Source organism: Streptomyces sp. NPDC014870 (genome assembly GCF_043081505.1).
In the GTDB taxonomy this organism is placed as follows: Bacteria; Actinomycetota; Actinomycetes; order Streptomycetales; family Streptomycetaceae; genus Streptomyces.
The window spans coordinates 74,086-93,211 of record NZ_JBIBWQ010000009.1 but is presented as its reverse complement, the minus strand read 5'-3'; the positions used below and the strand labels follow the sequence as shown (position 1 = coordinate 93,211).

Annotated in this window: 19 protein-coding genes; 13 read left to right on the top strand and 6 right to left on the bottom strand. The window is 73.0% G+C overall.

Annotated features, from left to right (window positions below):
• The first annotated feature begins 36 nt into the window (after positions 1-36).
• Complete coding sequence (locus ACF09C_RS25130) at positions 37-549, top strand: EF-hand domain-containing protein (RefSeq protein WP_392094495.1); 513 nt, start codon at positions 37-39, stop codon at positions 547-549.
• Here the strand turns inward: ACF09C_RS25130 and ACF09C_RS25125 are convergent.
• Positions 531-2,060 carry a class I adenylate-forming enzyme family protein gene (locus ACF09C_RS25125; RefSeq protein WP_392094493.1) on the bottom strand — a complete coding sequence of 510 codons (1,530 nt, stop codon included), beginning with the start codon at positions 2,058-2,060 and terminating at the stop codon, positions 531-533. The genes ACF09C_RS25130 and ACF09C_RS25125 overlap by 19 nt on opposite strands.
• A gap of 171 nt (positions 2,061-2,231) precedes the next feature.
• Here ACF09C_RS25125 and ACF09C_RS25120 point away from each other — a divergent pair, with 171 nt between their 5' ends.
• The 4 genes from ACF09C_RS25120 (at position 2,232) to ACF09C_RS25105 (ending at position 6,326) form a co-directional block, all read left to right on the top strand.
• Complete coding sequence (locus tag ACF09C_RS25120) at positions 2,232-3,422, top strand: amidohydrolase family protein (protein WP_392094491.1); 1,191 nt, start codon at positions 2,232-2,234, stop codon at positions 3,420-3,422.
• Positions 3,422-4,555, top strand: a complete 1,134-nt coding sequence (locus tag ACF09C_RS25115) for an acyl-CoA dehydrogenase family protein (protein ID WP_392094489.1) — start codon at positions 3,422-3,424, stop codon at positions 4,553-4,555. Before ACF09C_RS25120 ends, ACF09C_RS25115 begins: the two co-directional genes overlap by 1 nt.
• 14 nt (positions 4,556-4,569) lie before the next feature.
• On the top strand, positions 4,570-5,457 hold the full coding sequence (locus ACF09C_RS25110; RefSeq protein WP_392094961.1) for an acyl-CoA dehydrogenase family protein: 888 nt from the start codon (positions 4,570-4,572) through the stop codon (positions 5,455-5,457).
• A gap of 413 nt (positions 5,458-5,870) precedes the next feature.
• Positions 5,871-6,326: an ATP-binding protein gene (locus tag ACF09C_RS25105; protein WP_392094487.1), complete on the top strand. Its 456-nt coding sequence runs from the start codon at positions 5,871-5,873 to the stop codon at positions 6,324-6,326.
• A gap of 190 nt (positions 6,327-6,516) precedes the next feature.
• Here ACF09C_RS25105 and ACF09C_RS25100 read toward each other — a convergent pair whose 3' ends face one another.
• Positions 6,517-7,467, bottom strand: coding sequence for a cyclase family protein (locus ACF09C_RS25100; RefSeq protein WP_392094485.1), 951 nt, complete (start codon positions 7,465-7,467; stop codon positions 6,517-6,519).
• Positions 7,468-7,569: 102 nt separating this feature from the next.
• Between ACF09C_RS25100 and ACF09C_RS25095 the strand changes: the two genes are divergently transcribed.
• The 3 genes from ACF09C_RS25095 (at position 7,570) to ACF09C_RS25085 (ending at position 11,056) form a co-directional block, all read left to right on the top strand.
• A complete protein-coding gene (locus ACF09C_RS25095; RefSeq protein WP_392094483.1) occupies positions 7,570-8,484 on the top strand; it encodes an SDR family oxidoreductase in 915 nt (304 codons plus the stop codon).
• An 88-nt stretch (positions 8,485-8,572) separates the two neighbouring features.
• A complete protein-coding gene (locus ACF09C_RS25090; RefSeq protein WP_392094482.1) occupies positions 8,573-9,628 on the top strand; it encodes a Zn-dependent alcohol dehydrogenase in 1,056 nt (351 codons plus the stop codon).
• Between the two features lie 111 nt (positions 9,629-9,739).
• On the top strand, positions 9,740-11,056 hold the full coding sequence (locus tag ACF09C_RS25085; protein WP_392094481.1) for an MFS transporter: 1,317 nt from the start codon (positions 9,740-9,742) through the stop codon (positions 11,054-11,056).
• Here the strand turns inward: ACF09C_RS25085 and ACF09C_RS25080 are convergent.
• Positions 11,004-11,978, bottom strand: coding sequence for a GlxA family transcriptional regulator (locus ACF09C_RS25080; RefSeq protein ID WP_392094480.1), 975 nt, complete (start codon positions 11,976-11,978; stop codon positions 11,004-11,006). The genes ACF09C_RS25085 and ACF09C_RS25080 overlap by 53 nt on opposite strands.
• 135 nt (positions 11,979-12,113) lie before the next feature.
• Here ACF09C_RS25080 and ACF09C_RS25075 point away from each other — a divergent pair, with 135 nt between their 5' ends.
• The 4 genes from ACF09C_RS25075 to ACF09C_RS25060 all read left to right on the top strand — a co-directional run bounded on the left by ACF09C_RS25075 (position 12,114) and on the right by ACF09C_RS25060 (position 16,697).
• Entirely contained in the window at positions 12,114-13,379 is a 1,266-nt protein-coding gene (locus ACF09C_RS25075; protein WP_392094959.1) for an MFS transporter, read from the top strand.
• A gap of 38 nt (positions 13,380-13,417) precedes the next feature.
• Entirely contained in the window at positions 13,418-13,933 is a 516-nt protein-coding gene (locus ACF09C_RS25070; protein WP_392094478.1) for a helix-turn-helix transcriptional regulator, read from the top strand.
• Between the two features lie 124 nt (positions 13,934-14,057).
• A complete protein-coding gene (locus ACF09C_RS25065; RefSeq protein WP_392094476.1) occupies positions 14,058-15,266 on the top strand; it encodes a DUF2306 domain-containing protein in 1,209 nt (402 codons plus the stop codon).
• Positions 15,267-15,389: 123 nt separating this feature from the next.
• The gene (locus ACF09C_RS25060; protein ID WP_392094474.1) at positions 15,390-16,697 is read left to right on the top strand and encodes an MFS transporter; all 1,308 of its coding nucleotides are present in this window, start codon (positions 15,390-15,392) and stop codon (positions 16,695-16,697) included.
• Here ACF09C_RS25060 and ACF09C_RS25055 read toward each other — a convergent pair.
• A complete protein-coding gene (locus ACF09C_RS25055) occupies positions 16,672-17,223 on the bottom strand; it encodes a DinB family protein (RefSeq protein ID WP_392094472.1) in 552 nt (183 codons plus the stop codon). The two genes, ACF09C_RS25060 and ACF09C_RS25055, sit on opposite strands and share 26 nt — an antisense overlap.
• 101 nt (positions 17,224-17,324) lie before the next feature.
• Here ACF09C_RS25055 and ACF09C_RS25050 point away from each other — a divergent pair, with 101 nt between their 5' ends.
• Entirely contained in the window at positions 17,325-17,648 is a 324-nt protein-coding gene (locus ACF09C_RS25050; protein ID WP_392094470.1) for a hypothetical protein, read from the top strand.
• A gap of 14 nt (positions 17,649-17,662) precedes the next feature.
• On the opposite strand, the gene ACF09C_RS25045 is transcribed toward ACF09C_RS25050, so the two are convergent.
• Positions 17,663-18,265 (bottom strand): flavin reductase family protein, encoded by a 603-nt coding sequence (locus ACF09C_RS25045; RefSeq protein WP_392094958.1) that lies wholly within the window; start codon positions 18,263-18,265, stop codon positions 17,663-17,665.
• Positions 18,266-18,343: 78 nt separating this feature from the next.
• Complete coding sequence (locus tag ACF09C_RS25040; RefSeq protein ID WP_392094956.1) at positions 18,344-19,066, bottom strand: enoyl-CoA hydratase/isomerase family protein; 723 nt, start codon at positions 19,064-19,066, stop codon at positions 18,344-18,346.
• Positions 19,067-19,126: the final 60 nt, after the last annotated feature.

The window sequence follows — 19,126 nt, the reverse complement described above, 5'->3', positions numbered from 1 at the left end:
CGGCACGGCGGCCCGGATCGTCGTACCCTCCCAGGAATGCAGCCCATGGAACCCGAGCAGACCCCCGGACAGCTCTTCGAGCAGCGGATCGCCCGCCGCTTCGCCGCCTTCGACCAGGACGGCGACGGGACGATCTCGCGCGAGGACTTCAGCACGGCGGCCAAGCGCCTCCTGACGGAGTTCGACGTCTCCTTCCGCTCCGACCGGGGCCAGGCGCTGTGCGACGGCGCCGAGGCGTTCTGGCAGGGCATGGCGGGGATCGCCGACATCGACGGGGACCAGAAGGTCAGCCGCGCGGAGTTCCTCGGCGGCGGCGTGAAGCGGCTGCACGACCACCCCGAGCGGTTCGCCGAGATCGCCCGGCCCTTCCTGCACGCCGTCCTCGCCATCGCCACCACCCCGGCCGAGGTGGAGCGGGCCCTGCTCGTCCTCGGCATCCCGCCGGTCCAGGCCGCGCTCAGCGCCCGCACGCTCCCGGTCGGTGCCTCCGGGTCGGTCGACGAGCAGGCGGCGGTGAACGCCTTCGCGCACTACTTCATGACCGAGTAACGCTCCCTGAGCCGGTACTTCAGCACCTTCCGCAGCGTCTCGTTGCGGGGCAGGGCCTCGACGACCTCCAGCTGTTCCGGCAGCTTGTGGACGGAGAGGCCCTGCGCGCGCAGGAACTCCGTGACGGCCGCGAGCGTCAGCGGTTCCGCGCCCGGCGGCTGCTCGACCACCGCGCAGACCCGCTCACCGCGCTCGGCGTCGGGGAGCCCGATCACGGCCGCGTCGCCGACGCCCGGGTGCTCGTGGAGGAGGTCCTCGATCTCCTTCGCGGAGATGTTCTCGCCCTTGCGGATGATGATGTCCTTGATCCGCCCGGTCAGCACGAGATGGCCGCTCGCGGTGACGTGTCCGACGTCGCCGGTGACCAGGAAGCCGTCCTCGTCGAAGGCGGCGGCGGTCTGCGCCGGGTCCAGATAGCCCTGACAGACGGCCTCGCCGCGCAGCCTGACCTCCCCGTTGCCCGAGCCGTCGTCGGCGATCCGGATCTCCATGCCCTCGGGCGGCCGCCCCTCCGTGGTCGCCAGGTTCTCCACCGTGTCGTCCGGCGACCCCATCGTGATCATCGGGACCTCGGTCATGCCGTAGCCGTGGGTGAGCTGGCAGCCCATCTCGCGGACGACCGCGTGGTAGATCTCCGGTGGCTTGGGTGCCCCGCCGCCCGCGAGCAGCCGCAGGCTCGGTATCAGCTTCTCGCCCGGCGGCAGCTTGCGCTGCTCGGCGAGGAACATCGAGTAGAAGGCGGTGGATCCGCCGGCCACGGTCACCCCGTGCCTGCGGTACTCGGCGAGCGCGCCGGGCAGCGCGAACTGCTCGAACATCACCGCGGGGAAGCCGTACAGCAGGAGCATCACCGTGTAGTCGGGCCCGGCGATGTGGGCGTAGGGGAAGGCCATCGAGCCGATGTCGTCCTCGGTCAGGTGCAGCGCGTGCGCGAGGCACGAGCCGCCCGCGATCAGGGAGCGGTCGGTGTGCAGGACGCCCTTGGGGTCCGAGGTGGTGCCCGAGGTCCAGTAGATCCACCGGACGTCCGTGCCGTTCGCGGGGGGCGGCGGGAGGACGGCCGGGTCGCCGTCGGGCAGCGACTCGGGTCCGTACGCCTCGAAGACCCCGCGCGCGCCGAGCCGGTGGGCCATCCCGGTGTGGTCGAATCCGCGCCACACGCCCGGCACGGCGAAGAACTCGGCCTTCGACTCGCGCAGCGCGAAGCCCACCTCGCGGTCCCGGTAGAACGGGATGACCGGGGTCTGCACGGCGCCGAGGCGGGCGAGCGCGAAGGAGAGCACCGCGGTCTCGATCCGGGTCGGCAGCTGCCAGGCCACGACCGTGCCGGGCCGCACCCCCATGCCGTACAGGCCTGCGGCGCAGCGCTCGGCGCGGTCGCGGAGTTCGCCGAAGGTGAGGGTCCGGTCCTCCTGGAGCAGGACGGGCCGGTCGGGGGTGTGCGCGGCACGGCGTTCGGCCAGCTCCCAGAGGGTGCGGGAGGTGCCCAGGGTGTGTGCGGTGTCGGTCATGACGGTCCCCTCCGCGTCCGGTGCCCGCCCTAGCTGACGGCCAGTCAGATCCGAGGGGGAGCGTAGAGGTCCGCCGCTTGTCGGTCCAGGGGGCTGGGGCTAACCTGAGCCCGACCGCTATCTGACGGGTCATCAGAAATCAGGGAAGTGCAGCGGCGACGGGAGACTCTCATGGCGGAACTTCCACGGATCATCAGCGTCGACGACCACGTGATCGAACCGGCCCACCTCTTCAAGACCTGGTTGCCGGCCAGGTACCGCGACCGGGGACCCCAGCCGCTGACCGCCGGTATCGGCGAGCTGGCCTACGTCGGCGGGAAGTACCAGATCACGATGGACCCCGACGGCCCGCCCACCGACTGGTGGATCTACGAGGACCTCAAGTTCCCGTACAAGCGCAACATCGCCGCCGTCGGCTTCGACCGGGACGACATGACCCTGGAGGGCATCACCCGCGAGGAGATGCGGCGGGGCTGCTGGGACCCGGCGGCGCGGCTCAAGGACATGGACCTCAACCACGTCGAGGCGAGCCTCTGCTTCCCGACCTTCCCCCGCTTCTGCGGCCAGACCTTCGCCGAGGCCAAGGACAAGGAGGTCGCCCTCGCCTGCGTCCGGGCCTACAACGACTGGATGGTCGAGGAATGGTGCGGCGACAGCGGCGGCCGGCTCATCCCGCTCTGCATCATCCCGCTCTGGGACATCGACCTGGCGGTGGCGGAGATCCGGCGGAACGCGGCCCGGGGCGTCAAGGCCGTCACCTTCTCCGAGATCCCGACCTACCTCGGCCTGCCCTCGATCCACTCCGGCTACTGGGACCCGTTCTTCGCGGTCTGCCAGGAGACCGGCACGGTCGTCAACATGCACATCGGCTCCAGCAGTCAGATGCCGGCCGCCTCGCCCGACGCCCCGCCCGCCGTCCAGGCCTCGCTCAGCTTCAACAACGCGATGGCCTCGATGATGGACTTCCTGTTCAGCGGCGTCCTGGTGAAGTTCCCCCGGCTCAAGCTCGCCTACAGCGAGGGCCAGATGGGCTGGATCCCGTACGCCCTGGAGCGCGCCGACGACGTGTGGGAGGAGCACCGGGCCTGGGGCGGGGTGCGGGACCTGATCCCCGAACCGCCGTCCACGTACTACTACCGGCAGATGTTCTGCTGCTTCTTCCGCGACAAGCACGGCATCGCCTCGCTCGACGTCGTCGGCCGCGACAACGCCACCTTCGAGACCGACTACCCGCACGTCGACTCGACCTTCCCGCACACCAAGGAGGTCGCCCTCGACCACGTCCAGGGCCTCGACGACGAGACGGTCTACAAGCTGATGCGCGGCAACGCCATCCGCATGCTGGACCTGGGCATCGTCTGATGGACCTCGCGGACGGTGCGGGCGAGGAGGAGTTCCGGGCGCGGTTGCGGGAGTGGCTCGGGACCGTCCTGCCGACGCTGCCGCCCCGGCCCGACCCGCTGGACTGGCCGGGCCGCCGGGCGTACGACTGCGGCTGGCAACGGCGGCTGTACGACGCGGGCTACGCGGACGTGCACTGGGACGCCCCGCCGACCCAGCGGCTGATCTTCCTGGAGGAGACCGAGCGGGCGGGCGCCCCGTACGTGGGCGCGAACTTCGTCGGGCTGCTGCACGCCGGGCCGACCGTCGCCGCCGAGGGCACGGCCGAGCAGCGGGAGCGCTGGCTGCCGCCGGTGCTGCGCGGCGACGAGGTGTGGTGCCAGGGCTTCAGCGAGCCGGACGCCGGATCGGACCTGGCGAGCCTGCGGACCCGGGCGGTACGGGACGGTGACGACTACGTCGTCTCGGGCTCGAAGATCTGGACCTCGCACGCGGAGGTCGCCGACTGGTGCGAGCTGCTCGTCAGGACCGAATCCTCCGGTCCGAAGCACCGGGGCATCACCTGGCTCGCGATGCCCATGGACACGCCCGGGATCACGGTCCGTCCGCTGCGGACGCTCGCCGGGTCGACGGAGTTCGCGGAGATGTTCCTCGACGACGTCCGGGTGCCGGTCGCGAACCGCGTCGGGCGGGAGAACGACGGCTGGCGCGTCACGATGGTGACCCTGTCCTTCGAGCGAGGCACGGCCTTCGTCGGCGAGGTCGTCGCCTGCCGGCGCGTCCTCGCCGAACTCGCGGGGGCCGCGCGGAAGAACGGCACCTGGGACGACCCCGTCGTCCGGCGCCGCCTCGGGCGGCTGAGCGCCGAGTTCCGGGCGCTGTGGCGGCTGACCCAGTGGAACGTCAGCGAGGCGCAGGCGGTGGGCGGGGTGCCCGGCATCGGCGGCTCGGTCTTCAAACTGCGGTACTCCCACGCCCGGCAGGAGCTGTACGACGCGGCGGCAGAGGTCCTCGGCCCGGACGCGCTCGACCTCGGGCGGGAGTGGAACCTCGACCGGCTGTCCTCGCTCTCGTACACGATCGCGGCCGGCACCAGTCAGATCCAGCGGAACATCGTCGCCGAGCGGATACTCGGCCTGCCGAAGGGGCGATGAGGGGTGGTGGTCTCGTGGACTTCCGGCTGACGGACGACCAGAAGGCGCTGCGGGCGGGCGTACGGGAGCTGCTGGCACGCCGCTTCGACCGGGACGCGCTGCGAGCGGCCGTCGACACCCGGGCGCTCGACCCGGCGCTCTGGCGGGAGCTGGGCGCCGCGGGGTTCTTCGCGCTGCGGCTCCCGGAGGCGGCGGGCGGTGTGGGGCTCGGGCTGCCGGAGGCGGTCCTCGTCTTCGAGGAGGCGGGGCGGGTGCTGCTGCCGGGTCCTTTGATCGCGACCCACCTCGCGGCGGGCACGGTCGAGGGCGCCGCCGAGGGCGAGGCCGTGGTGACCGCCGTCGACGGCGGTCTCGTGGAGTGGCTGGACGCGGCGGACGTGGTCATCGGCGACACCGAAGGGGCCGTACCCGTGCGGTCGGTGGACCCGCTGACGCCGCTGCACCGGGTGGCGGGAGACGGGCGTGCGGGCGGGGGCACGGGCGGGGGTACGGGCAGGGCGTCGACGGCGGCCCTCCTCAGCGCCGCCGAACAGCTCGGCAGCGCCGGGCGCACCACCGAGACCGCCGTCGCGTACGCCCGTGAGCGCGAGCAGTTCGGGCAGGCCATCGGGGCGTTCCAGGCCGTGAAGCACCTCTGCGCGGAGATGCTCGTACGGACCGAGGTGGCCAGGGCGGCCGTCTACGGAGCCGCCGTCACCGGCGACCCCGTCGAGATCGCCGGGGCGAAGCTGCTCGCGGACGAGGCGGCGGTGGCGTGCGCGCGTGACTGCCTCCAGGTGCACGGCGGCATGGGGTTCACCTGGGAGGCGGACGTGCATCTGCACCTCAAGCGGGCCTGGGTGCGGGCCGAGCGCGGCCCGACCAGGGCGCGGGCGGAGGAGGCGGAGGCGGCCGCCCTGTAGACGCGCGCGGCGGCACCCGGTGCGCGGGCGCTCACGGAGCGTCGATATCGGGTTGTGTCCTTCGGGCGGGCCGTCACGGCCCGGAGTCGGGGTCCCGCTCCGGTACTCTCCGTGGGATGCGAGTGGTTGTGAGCCCGGATCGTCCCGGTGTCGCCGAAGCGGTGACCCCGGATCGGGCGATGCCCGCCGCTCGTACCCCGTGGAGGCGCTGGACGCCCTCCTGTTCGACTCCCCGCAACGCGCGTCGCACAGTATGGACCATGCGTACTCCTTCGCGCTGGAATATGCCCGAAGCGCTTGTTGCGGTGACTGTACGTCAACCATGCTGTCTCACAAGGGAATCACGTTCCGTGAGGGCGTCGATGGCTGTGAGGCGCGAGGCGATGTGTCCGCCGGTTCGGATGGTGTGAGCGGTGCAGGTGCTTCAGGTTCAGTTGGAGGTCGGGCCCGACCCGGCGGAGGTGGGGCGAGCCCGGCGATGGGCGCGTTCGAGGCTCGCCGGGTCGGGCATAGAGGATGACGAGCCGCTGGCCGAGACGCTGGTGCTGCTCATCTCCGAGCTCGTGACCAACGCCGTGGTGCACACGGGCTGTCCGGCCGTGCTGCGGATGCTGTTCGGCGCGGGCTGCCCCGAGGCGGGCACGGTACGGGTGGAGGTCGCCGACTCGAGCGACCGGCCGCCGCAGCCCCGGCACGCCCAGGGCGAGGACACCAACGGGCGTGGTCTGGAGCTGGTGGACGGCCTGGCCGACCGGTGGGGCTGGCAGCGCGAGGGCGCCGGCAAGAGCATCTGGTGCGAGGTGGACCGGGGGGTGCCGACGAAGCCCGCGACGGCGGCGTCCGGCCCCGCGGCCTCGGTGCACTGTTGACGGTTCGTGGCGGTTTGTTCACTCTGGGGTGAGCGATTCGTTGCGAGGGGACGACGAGGGCGGGCGTGGAGGTTCCGCGGCCCTCGACGAGTACGGGTCGTGTCCGGGTGGCGGCGGCTCGTGTCGTGCTCGGGGCGCGCGCGAGTGCGCCGCCACCCGTACGTAGGCCGCCGTTGGTTCGGCCGGAAACTCAGAGGACGGCGACCGGTGCGACCGGTGTGCCCGTACCGCCCACGAAGGGCTCGGGCATCGCGGAGAGCAGGAACGCGTACTGCTCGCGCTGTGCACAGGCTGTGGACAGACTCTCCAGATTCCAGTTCTGCCCCTGGAGCATCCCCATCTCGACCAGGTCGAGGGCGTGCACGGGCAGCCAGAGGTTCTCGATCTCCGGCGGGAAGATCTCGAAGGTCAGCGTGTCGTTGGCGACCGCGGCCACATCGCGGGCGTGGAACCACTCGGGCGTACGGACGGAGAGGCCCGGGGACGGGAACGCGTAACCGTGCTTGTCACCGGCGAGGTACAGCTGGATCTGCCCGGTCCGTACGAGCACGATGTCGCCCGCCCGGACCGTGACCCGGCCGAACGCGGCGGCCTCGTCGAGGTCTTCGGGGGTGACGGCGTGATCGCCCGGCAGCCGGTCGAGGCCCTTGGCGGCGGCCGCGTCGAGCAGGACGCCGCGGCTGACGATGTGGCGGGCGGTGTGGATGCCGCTGTACGCGGAGCGGCCGTGCGGGGTGATGGTGGCGGCGGGGCGGCCGTTGTAGATCTTCCCCGAGTGCGAGACGTGGGTGAGGGCGTCCCAGTGGGTGCCGGCCTGCAGGCCGAGGGTCACGGCGTCGTCGCTGGTGGCGACGGTGCCGGGACCGAAGAGCTCCTGGTTGATCTGGACCATGACATGGAGCGGGTTGACCCGGCCGGGGATCATGCCGGTCTGCACGCCGTCCTGCTTCAGGTCCAGGGCGAGGGGGACGCGGTGGCCGGAGCGGACGGTCGCCACGGCGTCCCGCACCACCTCGTCGGTGATCAGGTTGAGCGTCCCGATCTCGTCGTCCCGGCCCCAGCGGCCCCAGTTGTTGACGCGCTTGGCGATGTCGTGGAATTCGGCCGGGAGTGAGGAGGGGTGGGGCACGGGATCTGACATCGGGGCCTCCGCGGGTCTTGTTCTCCGGTATCTGACGGGTCGTAGAATCCAGCTGACGAACGAATCTAACGGACCGTCAGAAAGTGCGGGAAGGGGCCGGGCGTGGGGAACTTCTTGGCAGGCAAGGTCGTGGCGGTGACGGGCGCGGGGCGCGGGATCGGCCGCGCGGTCGCCCTCGCCTGCGCGGCGGAGGGCGCGAAGGTCGTCGTCAACGACTACGGGGTCTCCATCGAGGGCGGCGAGCCCACGTCGGAGATCGCGCTCGCGGTGGTGAAGGAGATCGAGGCCGCCGGGGGTTCGGCGGTCGCGGTCGCCGACGACATCTCGACGATGGCGGGCGGGCAGCGGATCGTCGACGTCGCGCTGGCCGAGTACGGCCGGATCGACGGGGTCGTGTGCGTGGCCGGCATCCTGCGCGAGCGGATGCTCTTCAACATGTCCGAGGAGGAGTGGGACCCGGTCGTCGCGACGCACCTGAAGGGCACGTTCACGGTCTTCCGGGCGGCCTCCGCGGTCATGCGCAAGCAGGGCGGCGGCACGCTCATCGGCTTCACCAGCGGCAACCACCAGGGGTCGGTGGCACAGGCGAACTACTCGGCGGCCAAGGGCGGGATCATCTCGCTGGTGCGGTCGGCCGCGCTGGGCCTGCACAAGTACGGGGTCACGGCGAACGCGGTGGCGCCGGTGGCGCGGACGCGCATGTCGGCGAACGTGCCCATGGAACTGAAGGAGATCGGCGAGCCGGAGGACGTGGCGGCGCTCGTCGTCTACCTGCTCTCGGACCGGGCGCGCGAGGAACGGATCACCGGCCAGGTCTACACGATCGCGGGGCCCAAGATCGCGGTCTGGGCCCAGCCGCGGGAACTGCGCGCGGGCTACGCGGAGTCCGGCGCCTGGACCCCGGAACGCATCGCGGACTTCCTGCCCGGAACGGTCGGCACCGACCCGATGCCGATGCTGGCCCGCCTGGAGGAGATGGCGAAGGCCGCGGCGGAGGGTGCGAGGCCCAACGGGTGACACGGCGACCCGGGGTGGCCGTCTCGCCCCGGGTGTGAGTTCCGCCCTCTGCCCACCGACTCGCGCGACAGACAGAAGGAGCACGCACATGAGAGGTGTCGTCTACGACGGCAAGCAGGTCCAGGTCGTGCACGACCTGGAAGTCCGCGACCCAGGCCCGGGCGAGGTGCTCGTGCGCGTCGCCGCCGCCGGGCTCTGCCACAGCGATCTCGCCGTCATCGACGGCACGATCCCCTTCCCCGCCCCCGTCGTCCTCGGCCACGAGGGCGCCGGAGTCGTCGAGGCCGTCGGCCCCGGCGTCACCCACGTCGTCCCCGGCGACCATGTCGCGCTCTCCACGCTCGCCAACTGCGGCGCCTGCGCCGACTGCGACCGCGGCCGGCCCACCATGTGCCGCAAGGCCATCGGGATGCCCAAGCAGCCGTTCTCCCGGAGCGGCTCCGGCCAGCCGGTCTACCAGTTCGCCTCCAACTCCTCCTTCGCCGAACGGACCGTCGTCAAGGCCGTCCAGGCCGTGAAGATCCCCTCGGACATCCCGCTCACCTCCGCCGCGCTCATGGGCTGCGGCGTCCTCACCGGCGTCGGCGCGGTCCTCAACCGGGCCAAGGTCGACCGGGGCGAGAGCGTCGTCGTCATCGGTACCGGCGGCATCGGGCTCAACGTCCTCCAGGGTGCCCGGATCGCCGGCGCGCTCACGATCGTGGCCGTCGACACCAACCCGGCCAAGGAGGAGACCGCCCGCCGCTTCGGCGCCACGCACTTCCTGGACTCCGCCGAGGCCGTCCGCGACATCCTCCCCACCGGCGCCGACCACGTCTTCGAGTGTGTCGGCCACGTCGGCCTGGTCCGGCAGGCGATCGACCTCCTCGACCGGCACGGCCAGGCGATCCTCCTCGGCATGACCGCGCCCACCGCGGAGGCGAGCTTCCCGCCCGCCGCGATGTTCCTCGACAAGTCCATCCTGGGCTGCCGCTACGGCTCCTCCCGCCCGCAGAAGGACATCGCGCTCTACGCCGAGCTCTACCGCGAGGGCCGCCTCCTCCTCGACGAACTGGTCACCGCCACGTACCCCGTGGAGGAGTTCGCCCGGGCGACGGAGGACGCCGAACAGGGCAAGGTCGCCCGCGGGGTGCTGACCTTCTAGGGGGGTGGGGGCGGGGCGAGGCCTTTCAGGGAAGAGGCGTTCCAGGGGAGTGGTGCTCCCGGGGAGCGGCGTACTCCCTGGGACGGTGGGGCCGCGACTACGGTCATGGTCATGGCATACCGCGACCTCGTCACCCGCCCCGTCCTCGCCTGGTCGGCCGTCGCCGTCGGCGCCAGGCTGCCGGTCGCCATGGCGCCGCTCGCGCTCGTGTTCCTGGTCCGCGAGCGGCCCGGCGGCTACACCCTGGGAGCCGTCCTGGCCGCCGCGTACGTGCTCGGCGAGATCGTCGCCGCCCCCGTCCTCGGCATCCGCCTCGACGCCGAACGGGCCAGGCCGCACCTGGCCGTCGGGCTCGCGGTCGGCGCGCTCGCCTTCACCGGCCTCGGCCTCGGGCTGGCCGGGACCGGCCACCCGGTCGCCCTGGGCGCCCTCGCCTTCCTCGCGGGCGCGGGCCCGGCCGCCGCGCCCGGTGGGCTGCGCGCGCTGCTGACCGGCATGGTCCCGGAGAAGGCCGTCACGCAGGCCCTCTCCATGGAGTCCGTCCTCACCTTCGGCATCTGGGCCGCCGCCCCCGCCCTCGCGACCGGCCTCGCCCTCGGCGTCGGCCCCGGCGTACCCCTCCTGCTCCAGGGCGGGTTGATGGCGGCCTCCGTCGCCGGGCTCTGGGCGCTGCCCGCCGGCTGGCGGGTCGAGGCGAAGGGCTCCGGCGGCGAGCCGATGCGCCGCGTCCTCGTCCGGGCCTGGCCCGTCTACGTCACGGGCGCGGCGAGCCTGACCCTGCTCGCCCTCGCCGAGCTGATCCTCCCGGCCCTCCTCGAACAGCGGGCGATCGGGATCGGCTGGGCGGGTCCCCTGCTCGCCGGGTTCTCGATCGGCTCCGCGGTCGGCGCGTTCGTCTACGGGCTCCGCGGCGGCTGGCCCGGCCCGCTGCCCGTGCAGAGCGCGCTCCTGATCCTGGGCGTCTCGGCGGGCGTCGCGCTGGTCGCCGTCCTGCCCTGGACGGGCGCCGTCGCCACCGCCCTCGTCCTCGCCGGACTGCTCCAGGCCCCGGCGATGCTCACCCGCAACCTGGCCCTCCGCCAGATCCTGCCGCCGAACGCCCTGGCCGCCGGGTACTCCGTGATGTACGCGGCCGTCGGCGCCGGTTACGCCGCGAGCGGCACCCTGGCCGGCGGCCTCCTGAAGGTCGTGGCGCCGTCCACGGCGATCCTCTGGGGCGTCGCCCTGACGCTGCTCCTGACCGCGATCGGCGTGGCGGGCGAGTGGCGGCGGGTGCGCCGGGGCGCCTGGCGGGCGACGGAGGAGGGTGCTCCCGCCGGTGCCGGTGCCGGTGCCGGTGACGGTGACGGCTCCGGCTCCTCCCGGGAACGGTCGGCTAGCTCGCCGCCGCACCCGTCCGGAACGTCCGGCGGTACGTCGTCGGGGTGACGCCGATCGCCGTCTGGAGGTGGGAGCGGAGCGACTGGGGGGTGCCGAAGCCGGCGTCCCTGGCCACCTGGTCGACCGGGAGGTCCGTGGACTCCAGGAGGTGGCGGGCCCGCTCGACCCGCTGCTGGGTCAGCCACTGACCGGGGCTGATGCCGACCTCCTCGCGGAAGCGGCGGGTGAACGTCCGTACGCTCGTCGACTCCCGCACCGCCAGGTCCCGCAGCTGGATCGGCTCGTGCAGATGCGCGAGGGCCCAGGCCCGCGCCGAGGTCGTCGTCGACGCGCCCGCCTCGGGGAGCGGGCGCTCGATGTACTGGGCCTGCCCGCCGTCCCGGTGCGGGGGTACGACGGTCCTGCGGGCCACCTCGTTGGCGACGGCGCTCCCGTGGTCCCGGCGCACGATGTGCAGGCACAGGTCGATCCCGGCCGCGACGCCCGCCGAGGTCAGCACGTCCCCGTCGTCGACGAAGAGGACGTCCGCGTCGACCCGCACCTTCGGGAAGAGCCGCTGGAAGTGCGCGGCCGAGGCCCAGTGGGTCGTGGCGGGACGCCCGTCGAGGTACCCGGCCGCGGCGAGCACGTAGCCGCCCGTGCAGATGGAGACGAGCCGGGTCCCGGGCCGGATGCGGGCGAGCGCGGCCGCCAGCTCGTCGGTCAGCCGGCCCTCGTCGTACACCGGGCCCAGCTCGTACGAGGCGGGCACGACGACCGTGTCCGCCGTGGCGAGCGCCTCCGGGCCGTGCTCCACCTGGATCGCGAAGTCCGCGTCCGTCGGGACAGGTCCCGCGACCGGGGCGCAGGTGACGATCTCGTACAGCGGCCGCCCCTCGGCGTCCTTGGCGCGGCCGAAGATCCGGTGGGGGATGCCCAGCTCGAAGGGGAGGAGACCGGGCAGGGCCAGGACGGCGATACGGTGCGGCACGAGAAAATCCCTTGGTGGTTTAGACCACTTCTGCTAGAAGTCGGAGCCGTGACGGACAAGCCGACGGACAGCCGCGACCCCTCCTACGAGTCCTATCAGCCCTACGAGTCCTACAAGTCTGCGGGCCGGGACCCGATTCCCGGAACCCCCCCGGACGCCCTTCGGGGCGCCGTCCCGGACTCCCTTCCGGGCGCCGTTCCGGTCGAGGCCCCCGCGCTCTGGAACCGCGACTTCCGGCTCTTCTTCGTGGCCCGGGCCGCCGCCGTCTTCGGCGAGGGCATGGTGCCCGTCGCCCTCGCCGCCGGACTCCTCGGCGCCGGGTACCCAGGCTCCTCCGTCGGCTACGCGCTCGGCGCCTGGATCGGGCCCTTCGCGCTGTTCGTCATCGTCGGCGGGGTCCTCGCGGACCGGTTCACCGCGCGCCGCATGATGGTCCTCGCCGATCTGCTGCGGCTGCCGGGCGCGGCCGTCCTCGCCGTCGCCTTCGCCCTCGGCAGCCCGCCCCTGTGGGCGGTGTACGCGCTCAGCGCCCTCAGCGGCATCGGCGCCGCGCTCTTCCAGCCCGGGGTGGCCTCCACGATCCCGCGCATCGCCCCCGACGTGCAGCGCGCCAACGCGGTGCTGCGGGTCGTGGAGTCGCTGATGACGATGGCCGGTCCGGCCGTCGCGGGTGTCCTCGTCGCGCTCACCGGCGGCGCGGGCGCCGCCTTCGGCGTCAACGGCGCGACCTTCGCCGTCAGCGCGGTCTGCCTCACCCTGATGCGGCTCCCCGCCCTGCCCGCCGACACGGCCCGGCGCGGCTCGCTGCGCGCGGAGATGGCCGTCGGCTGGCGGGAGTTCACCGCGCGCAGCTGGCTGTGGGGAGTGATCGCGATCTGGACGGTGTACGGCTTCACGGTCGCCGGGCCGATGGTGCCGCTGACCGCGACCCTGGTCACCGGCGACCACGGCTCGGCCACCTACGGCTGGCTGATGGCCGTGGCGGGCGCGGGCAACGCGGCCGGCGGGCTGCTCGCCCTGAGGCTGCGGCCCCGCCGACCGCTCGCGGCGGGCGCGGTCGCCCTGCTCGGCCTGCCGGTCAACCTCGCCCTGCTCGGCTTCGGCGCGCCCGTCACCGTGCTGGCCCTCGGGCAGTTCCTGGGCGGCGCGGCCTTCGCGTTCTGGCTGGTGATGTGGTCGACCTCGGTCCAGACACACGTGCCGCAGGACGCGCTGAACCGGATGCACGCCTACGAAGTGGCGGGCTCGCTCCTGATGATGGCGGCGGGCCGTGCGCTCGCGGGCCCGGTCGCCGAGGCGGTCGGCACGGAGGAGGTCCTGCTGGCGGGGGCCGTGATCGCGGTCCTGGTGGTCGTGGCGCTGCTCGTCGTCCGGCCGATCAGGACGCTGCCCCGGGCGTAGCGGGCGTGAGGGCGGGTGGCAGCCGGTACGGTCCGGGCATGTCTGAAGTCCGGTTGACCACGCCCTCGTACCTCGTGCTCGGCATCGTCGACAAGCTCGGCGAGGCAAGCCCGTACGACGTGAAGGTGGAGGCGGCGCGCACGGTGGCGCCCTTCTGGTCGATGCCGCACGCGCAGGTCTACGCCCAGTGCGACCGCCTCGTGGAGGCCGGGCTGCTGTCCGAGGCGCGCCAGCCCGGTGGGCGGAACCGGCGTCTGATGCGGCTCACGGAGGCGGGCGCGGAAGCCCTGGCCGGCTGGCTCGACGACCCCGCCTTCGTGCCGGTCGAGGCGCGTGAACGGGGCATCCTCAAGCTCTGGTTCGGGGCGAGCCCGCGCGTGCACGCGCCGGTCCAGGTCGAGGAGCACCGGCGGACCCTGGACGAGTACGAGGCGCTCGCGGGGAGCGTGGGGGAGCTGCTGACCCGAGGGCAGCGCGAGGCGCTGGAGTTCGGCATCCGGTACGAGCGGATGATGGTCGACTTCTGGCAGTGGGTCGAAGAGCGCGAGCCCTGAGCTTCGGGCGGACACGGCCCCTTCGCGCAGACCCGTTGACCGCCGGTAACACCCGCCCCTACCTTCCTCCCTAGCCCCTCAATAGTCCAGAAAGGACTATGGGCAAGGTGCGAGGGAGTGGCTGATGGACGTCCGGTGGGGGAGGGTGGCCGCCGTCGCGGTGGCCGTGAGCTGCGTGGCGTACGCACCCGTCGCCATGACCCAGTTGTTGCCCTACGCCTCGCCGGGGGCGCCCGCCTTCGGCGAGTGGATCATGGGCCGGATGGTGTCGCCCGAGTACGTCGCCGAGGTCGTGCGGGACCGGATCGGACCGTACGGCCGCAGCCTGCTCCCGCTGATCGTCCACTCGGTCCTGGGCGGGCTGCTCATGCTGCTCGGCCCGCTCCAGTACCTCACGGCGGTCCGCCGCAGGCGCCGGCTGCACCGGGTCGCCGGAACCGTGTTCGCGGTCACCGTGTACGCCTCGATGGCGGGCGCCGCGCTCTACCTGGCGCGTACGGCGCCCGAGGACGCCTTCAGCGGTGCCGCGTTCTGGGTCGTCCTCGCCACGATCCTCGTCGGCACCGTGGGCAGTGTGACCCTCGGCGTCCTCGCCGCCCTGGGCCGCTTCCCCGATCTGCACCAGCGGTGGATGCTGCTCTGCTACGGCTACCTGATGACCGCGCCGCTGCTCCGGCTCGAATGGGGCGGCCTGCCCTGGCTGTTCCCCGGCCTCTCCATGGCCGAGATCAACCGGATCGCCGTCATGCACCTCGGCTCCGTGGTCGTGTTCGGCGCGCTGCTCGCCTCGCGCGGCCTCGACCGGCGGACCGAGGCCCCCGGCGTCCGGGGCACCTGGTGCCCGACGCCTGTCCTCGTCGCCGCGCACGTCGCCGGCGCGGGCGGGCTCGCCTGGCTCACCGTGGCCCTGCTGGACGGCGGCCCGGGCGGTGAGGGGTCGCGGCTGCTCCTCGGCTACCTGGTCCCGTACGCGGCGACCTACGCGGTCATGGCCGTCGCCCACGTGCGCGCGGGGCGGCGGGGAGACGGGTGGGCGCGGGAGGAGTGGCGGCTGCACCTCGCCGCGCTCTGCGTGGCCCCGGCCTTCTCCACGGGCGCGGCGCTCGTCCTGGAACGGCTCGTCCGCCTCGACCCGTGGACGTCCCTCGTCGCGGGCGCGGCCATCGGCTGCGGCGTCATGGCCTTCGCGGCGACCGCGGTGGTGAGCCTGCGGGTGATGCACGGCCGCGAGGCGCTCGCGCGACGGGAGCGGACGCCGGCAGAGGTAGAGGCCGATGCGGATGCGGCGTCGGGAGCGGGGGACGCTTCGGGGGCGGAGGCCGCGCGGGCATGAGCGGCGGGGTGGGAGCGCGAGGGCTGATGTCCCGATCCTATCCCCGACTCTTGTCCCGATCCTTGCGAAAGCTGTCATTCGGGCCAATGGTGGGGGAGGGGCCGCGTCACGAAGCTGTGTGACGTGACCCAGACAACCGACACCGCCAACGCGGCCTCCGCTCCGAGCCCCGCCCCCGCCCGTACGCCGCGGATCCACCGCGCGTGGTTCGTCGCGGTCGTCACCTTCGTGACGATCATCGGCGCGGCGGCGTTCGCCTCGCTGCCGGGGCTGCTGATCGAGCCGCTGCACGCCGAGTTCGACTGGTCGCGCGGCACGATCGGGTTCGCGGTGTCGGTGAACCTCGCGCTCTACGGCCTGACGGCGCCGTTCGCCGCCGCGCTGATGGACCGCTTCGGTATCCGCAAGGTCGTCGCGGTCGCGCTGAGTGTGATCGCGGTCGGCTCGGTCCTGACGGTGTGGATGACGGCGCCCTGGCAACTCGTCCTGTACTGGGGCGTCCTCGTCGGGCTCGGCAGCGGCTCCATGGCGCTGGCGTTCGCGGCGACGGTGACGAACCGGTGGTTCGTGGCCCGTCGTGGCCTGGTGACCGGCATCCTCACCGCGGCCGGCGCGTCGGGCCAGCTCGTCTTCCTGCCCCTGCTGTCCTGGCTGGTCGAGAACGAGGGCTGGCGCCCGGCTGCCGTGACCGTCGCGCTCGCCGCGCTCGCGGTCGTCCCCTTCGTCTGGCTGCTCCTTCGCGACCACCCGGCCGACGTGGGTCTCGCTCCCTACGGCGGGGAGTACGTCCCCAAGCCCGCCCCGGTCACGGGCGCGGCGCGGCGGGCCGTGACCGTCCTCCTCAAGGCGGCCAGGACCGGCCCCTTCTGGCTCCTGGCGGGCACCTTCGCGATCTGCGGCGCCTCGACGAACGGCCTGGTGAAGACCCACTTCGTACCGGCCGCCCACGACCACGGCATGCCGATCACGGCGGCGGCCGGACTGCTCGCCGTGATCGGGGTCTTCGACGTCGTCGGCACGATCGCCTCCGGCTGGTTCACGGACCGCTTCGACGCGCGCCGCCTGCTGGCGGTGTACTACGCGCTGAGAGGCGTGTCCCTCCTGTTCCTGCCCATGCTGCTCGCGCCCACGGTCCACCCGCCGATGCTCTTCTTCATCGTCTTCTACGGCCTGGACTGGGTGGCCACGGTCCCGCCGACGATCGCCCTGTGCCGCGAGCACTACGGCGAGGACAGCGCGATCGTCTTCGGCTGGGTCCTCGCCTCCCACCAGGTCGGCGCCGCGGCCGTCGCCTTCGCCGGGGGCGTGGCACGCGACGTCTTCGGCTCCTACGACGTCGTCTGGTACGCCTCCGGAGCCCTGTGCGCGGCGGCGGCCCTGATGGCCCTGGTCATCCGGCGCCGTCCTAGCCCTGCGGGTCCTCGCCCGTGAGCCCGTCGACCGACTCGCGGATCAGGTCGGCGTGCCCGGCGTGGCGGGCGTACTCCTCGACCAGGTCCAGGAGGATGCGGCGGAGGTTGGGGCGCTCGCCGCTGCGGGTCGTGAAGGCGCCGAGCTGGTCGAGGCCGCCCGCGCGGAGCGCCTCGTCGACGACGGCGCGGGAGCGGGCGACCGACTCCCGCCAGAGGGCGTGCAGTTCCTCGGGGGTGTCCTCGGCGGCGGAACGGTAGTCCCAGTCCGGGGTGGCCTCCCAGTCGACGGAGTCCCAGGGCGCGCGGACGGGGGTGTCGAGCCAGAGCCGGGCGAAGTGGCTGTCCTCGACGTGGGCCAGGTGCTTGAGCAGCCCGCCGAGCGTGACGGTGGACGCGCCGAGCGTGGCCCGCAACCCGTCCGCGTCCAGGCCCGAGCACTTCCAGGCCAGCGTGGCCCGCTGCCGTTCGAGCGCGCCGACGACAGCGGCCGCCTCACTTCCCGCGAGCGGGGGTTCGGGCCAGGGTTCGATCGTGGGTTCGGTCATGGGTGCCGACTCTAGCCAAGGCGCTCGATCACCGTGCGGAACCCAGGAGTTCATGGTTCCGACGCCCGGACCGGGGGACGGGCCGGGCTACAGTGCGCGCCATGGACATACCCGACTGGGCTGTATGGGCCGCCCTCGGCCTCTCCGTGCTGCAGGGCCTCTCCGTCGCCACCGTCGTCCGCCGACTGCGCCGAGCCGACCCCGAGGCGCGCACCAGGGCGCGGCTCGACCTGCTGGACACCGTCGGCGGCCTCGCGCTCTTCGCCGGTGTGATGCTGACCCTGCTGGTGGCGGACCACTGGTTCTGGCTCACCCTCGTCGGCGCCGCGCTCATCGCCGCCGCCTACACCGTGAAGGGCGTCCTGCTGCTCCGTGCCCGCCGCACCGCCCAGACCGGCACCCCTCAGGGGCCGTCTACCCGCTGAACCTCAGGAGCCGTCTACCCGCTGAACCGCCCGAACCGCCCCCGGTGGAACAGCAGCGGCTCGCCCGCCGCCGCGCCCCCGTCCTCGGCGGGGGTGCCCAGGGCCTCCACGCGGCCCACCACGATCAGGTGGTCGCCGCCCGTGTGGACGGTGGAGATCGTGCAGTCGATCCAGGCCGGGGCGCCGGTCAGCCGGGGGGAGCCGGTCGCCGGGGCGGCGTCGTAGGGCACCCCCGCGAACTTGTCCGTGCCGCTCTTCGCGAAGCCCAGGCACAACTCCCGCTGGTCCGCGCCCAGGACGTTGACGCAGAAGACGCCCGCCCGGGCGAGCCGGGGCCAGGTCGTCGACGTACGGGCGACCATGAAGGCCACCAGCGGCGGGTCGAGGGAGAGCGAGGCGAAGGACTGGCAGGCGAAGCCGGTCGGCCCGTCGGGATCGAGGGCGGTCACGACGGTGACGCCGCTCGCGAAGTGCCCGAGGACCCGCCGGAACTCGGCCGGATCGACGGGCAGTCGCTCGTCCTCCCCGACCGCGCGCAGCCGGGGGCGGGGGAGCAGCGGTTCCACGGCCGTCGGCGATCCGGCCGATCTGAGGTATCGGACGGCGGTGGCCGCCATCCCAGCGTGTCCCATCACATCTCCCATTGAAGCTGACGGATCGTCAGATGAGAAGCCTCGTACGACGGGCAACGAGCCTCAACGGCCCTCGTACCGCGCCGTTCTGCGCTCCACGAAGCTCGCGACGCCCTCGTTCGCGTCCCGGGTCGTCATGTTGATCTCCTGTGCCGCTGCCTCCGCCGCGAAGGCGGTCGTGCGATCGCTGTCGAGGGAGGCGTTGACCAGCTGCTTCGTCAGGGCGAGGGCGCGCGTCGGGCCCTGGGCCAGGCGGTCGGCCCACGCGCGGGCGGTCTTCTCCAGCTCCTCGGCCGGCACCACCCGGTTCACCAGGCCCAGCTCCCTCGCCTCCTGGGCCGTCACCGCGTCGCCGAAGAACATCAGCTCCTTCGCCCGCTGCGGCCCGATCAGTCGGGGGAGCAGATACGCCCCGCCGCCGTCCGGTACGAGGCCCCGGCGCACGAACACCTCGATGAACTTCGCCGGTTCCGCCGCGAGGACCAGGTCGCAGGCGAACGCCAGGTGCGCCCCGATCCCGGCCGCCGTGCCGTTGACCGCCGCGATCACCGGCTTCTCGCAGTCCATGACCGCGCCGATGAAGCGCTGCGCCCCGAGCCGGATGGTCCGCGCCACGTCCCCGGGGACGCGTTCACCGGCCGAGGCCGGCGCCCCGCGCAGGTCCGCGCCCGCGCAGAAGCCCCGCCCGGTGGCCGTCAGGACGACGGCCCGTACGTCGGGGTCGGCGGTGGCCTCGGTCAGCAGCGCGATGATCCGCTCCCGCTGGTCCCAGGTGACCGCGTTCATCGCCTCCGGCCGGTTGAGCGTGATCCAGGAGACGCCGTTCTCGACGCCGTGCAGCAGATC

What these genes read in the sequence shown, in the direction of transcription:
- ACF09C_RS25125 (WP_392094493.1), bottom strand. Translation starts at nt 2,060, where the DNA reads ATGACCGACACCGCACACACCCTGGGCACCTCCCGCACCCTCTGGGAG.
- ACF09C_RS25090 (WP_392094482.1), top strand. Translation starts at nt 8,573, where the DNA reads ATGAGAGGTGTCGTCTACGACGGCAAGCAGGTCCAGGTCGTGCACGAC.
- ACF09C_RS25050 (WP_392094470.1), top strand. Translation starts at nt 17,325, where the DNA reads ATGGACATACCCGACTGGGCTGTATGGGCCGCCCTCGGCCTCTCCGTG.
- ACF09C_RS25045 (WP_392094958.1), bottom strand. Translation starts at nt 18,265, where the DNA reads ATGGCGGCCACCGCCGTCCGATACCTCAGATCGGCCGGATCGCCGACG.
- ACF09C_RS25070 (WP_392094478.1), top strand. Translation starts at nt 13,418, where the DNA reads ATGTCTGAAGTCCGGTTGACCACGCCCTCGTACCTCGTGCTCGGCATC.
- ACF09C_RS25120 (WP_392094491.1), top strand. Translation starts at nt 2,232, where the DNA reads ATGGCGGAACTTCCACGGATCATCAGCGTCGACGACCACGTGATCGAA.
- ACF09C_RS25085 (WP_392094481.1), top strand. Translation starts at nt 9,740, where the DNA reads ATGGCATACCGCGACCTCGTCACCCGCCCCGTCCTCGCCTGGTCGGCC.
- ACF09C_RS25115 (WP_392094489.1), top strand. Translation starts at nt 3,422, where the DNA reads ATGGACCTCGCGGACGGTGCGGGCGAGGAGGAGTTCCGGGCGCGGTTG.
- ACF09C_RS25040 (WP_392094956.1), bottom strand. Translation starts at nt 19,066, where the DNA reads ATGAACGCGGTCACCTGGGACCAGCGGGAGCGGATCATCGCGCTGCTG.
- ACF09C_RS25055 (WP_392094472.1), bottom strand. Translation starts at nt 17,223, where the DNA reads ATGACCGAACCCACGATCGAACCCTGGCCCGAACCCCCGCTCGCGGGA.
- ACF09C_RS25065 (WP_392094476.1), top strand. Translation starts at nt 14,058, where the DNA reads ATGGACGTCCGGTGGGGGAGGGTGGCCGCCGTCGCGGTGGCCGTGAGC.
- ACF09C_RS25130 (WP_392094495.1), top strand. Translation starts at nt 37, where the DNA reads ATGCAGCCCATGGAACCCGAGCAGACCCCCGGACAGCTCTTCGAGCAG.
- ACF09C_RS25100 (WP_392094485.1), bottom strand. Translation starts at nt 7,467, where the DNA reads ATGTCAGATCCCGTGCCCCACCCCTCCTCACTCCCGGCCGAATTCCAC.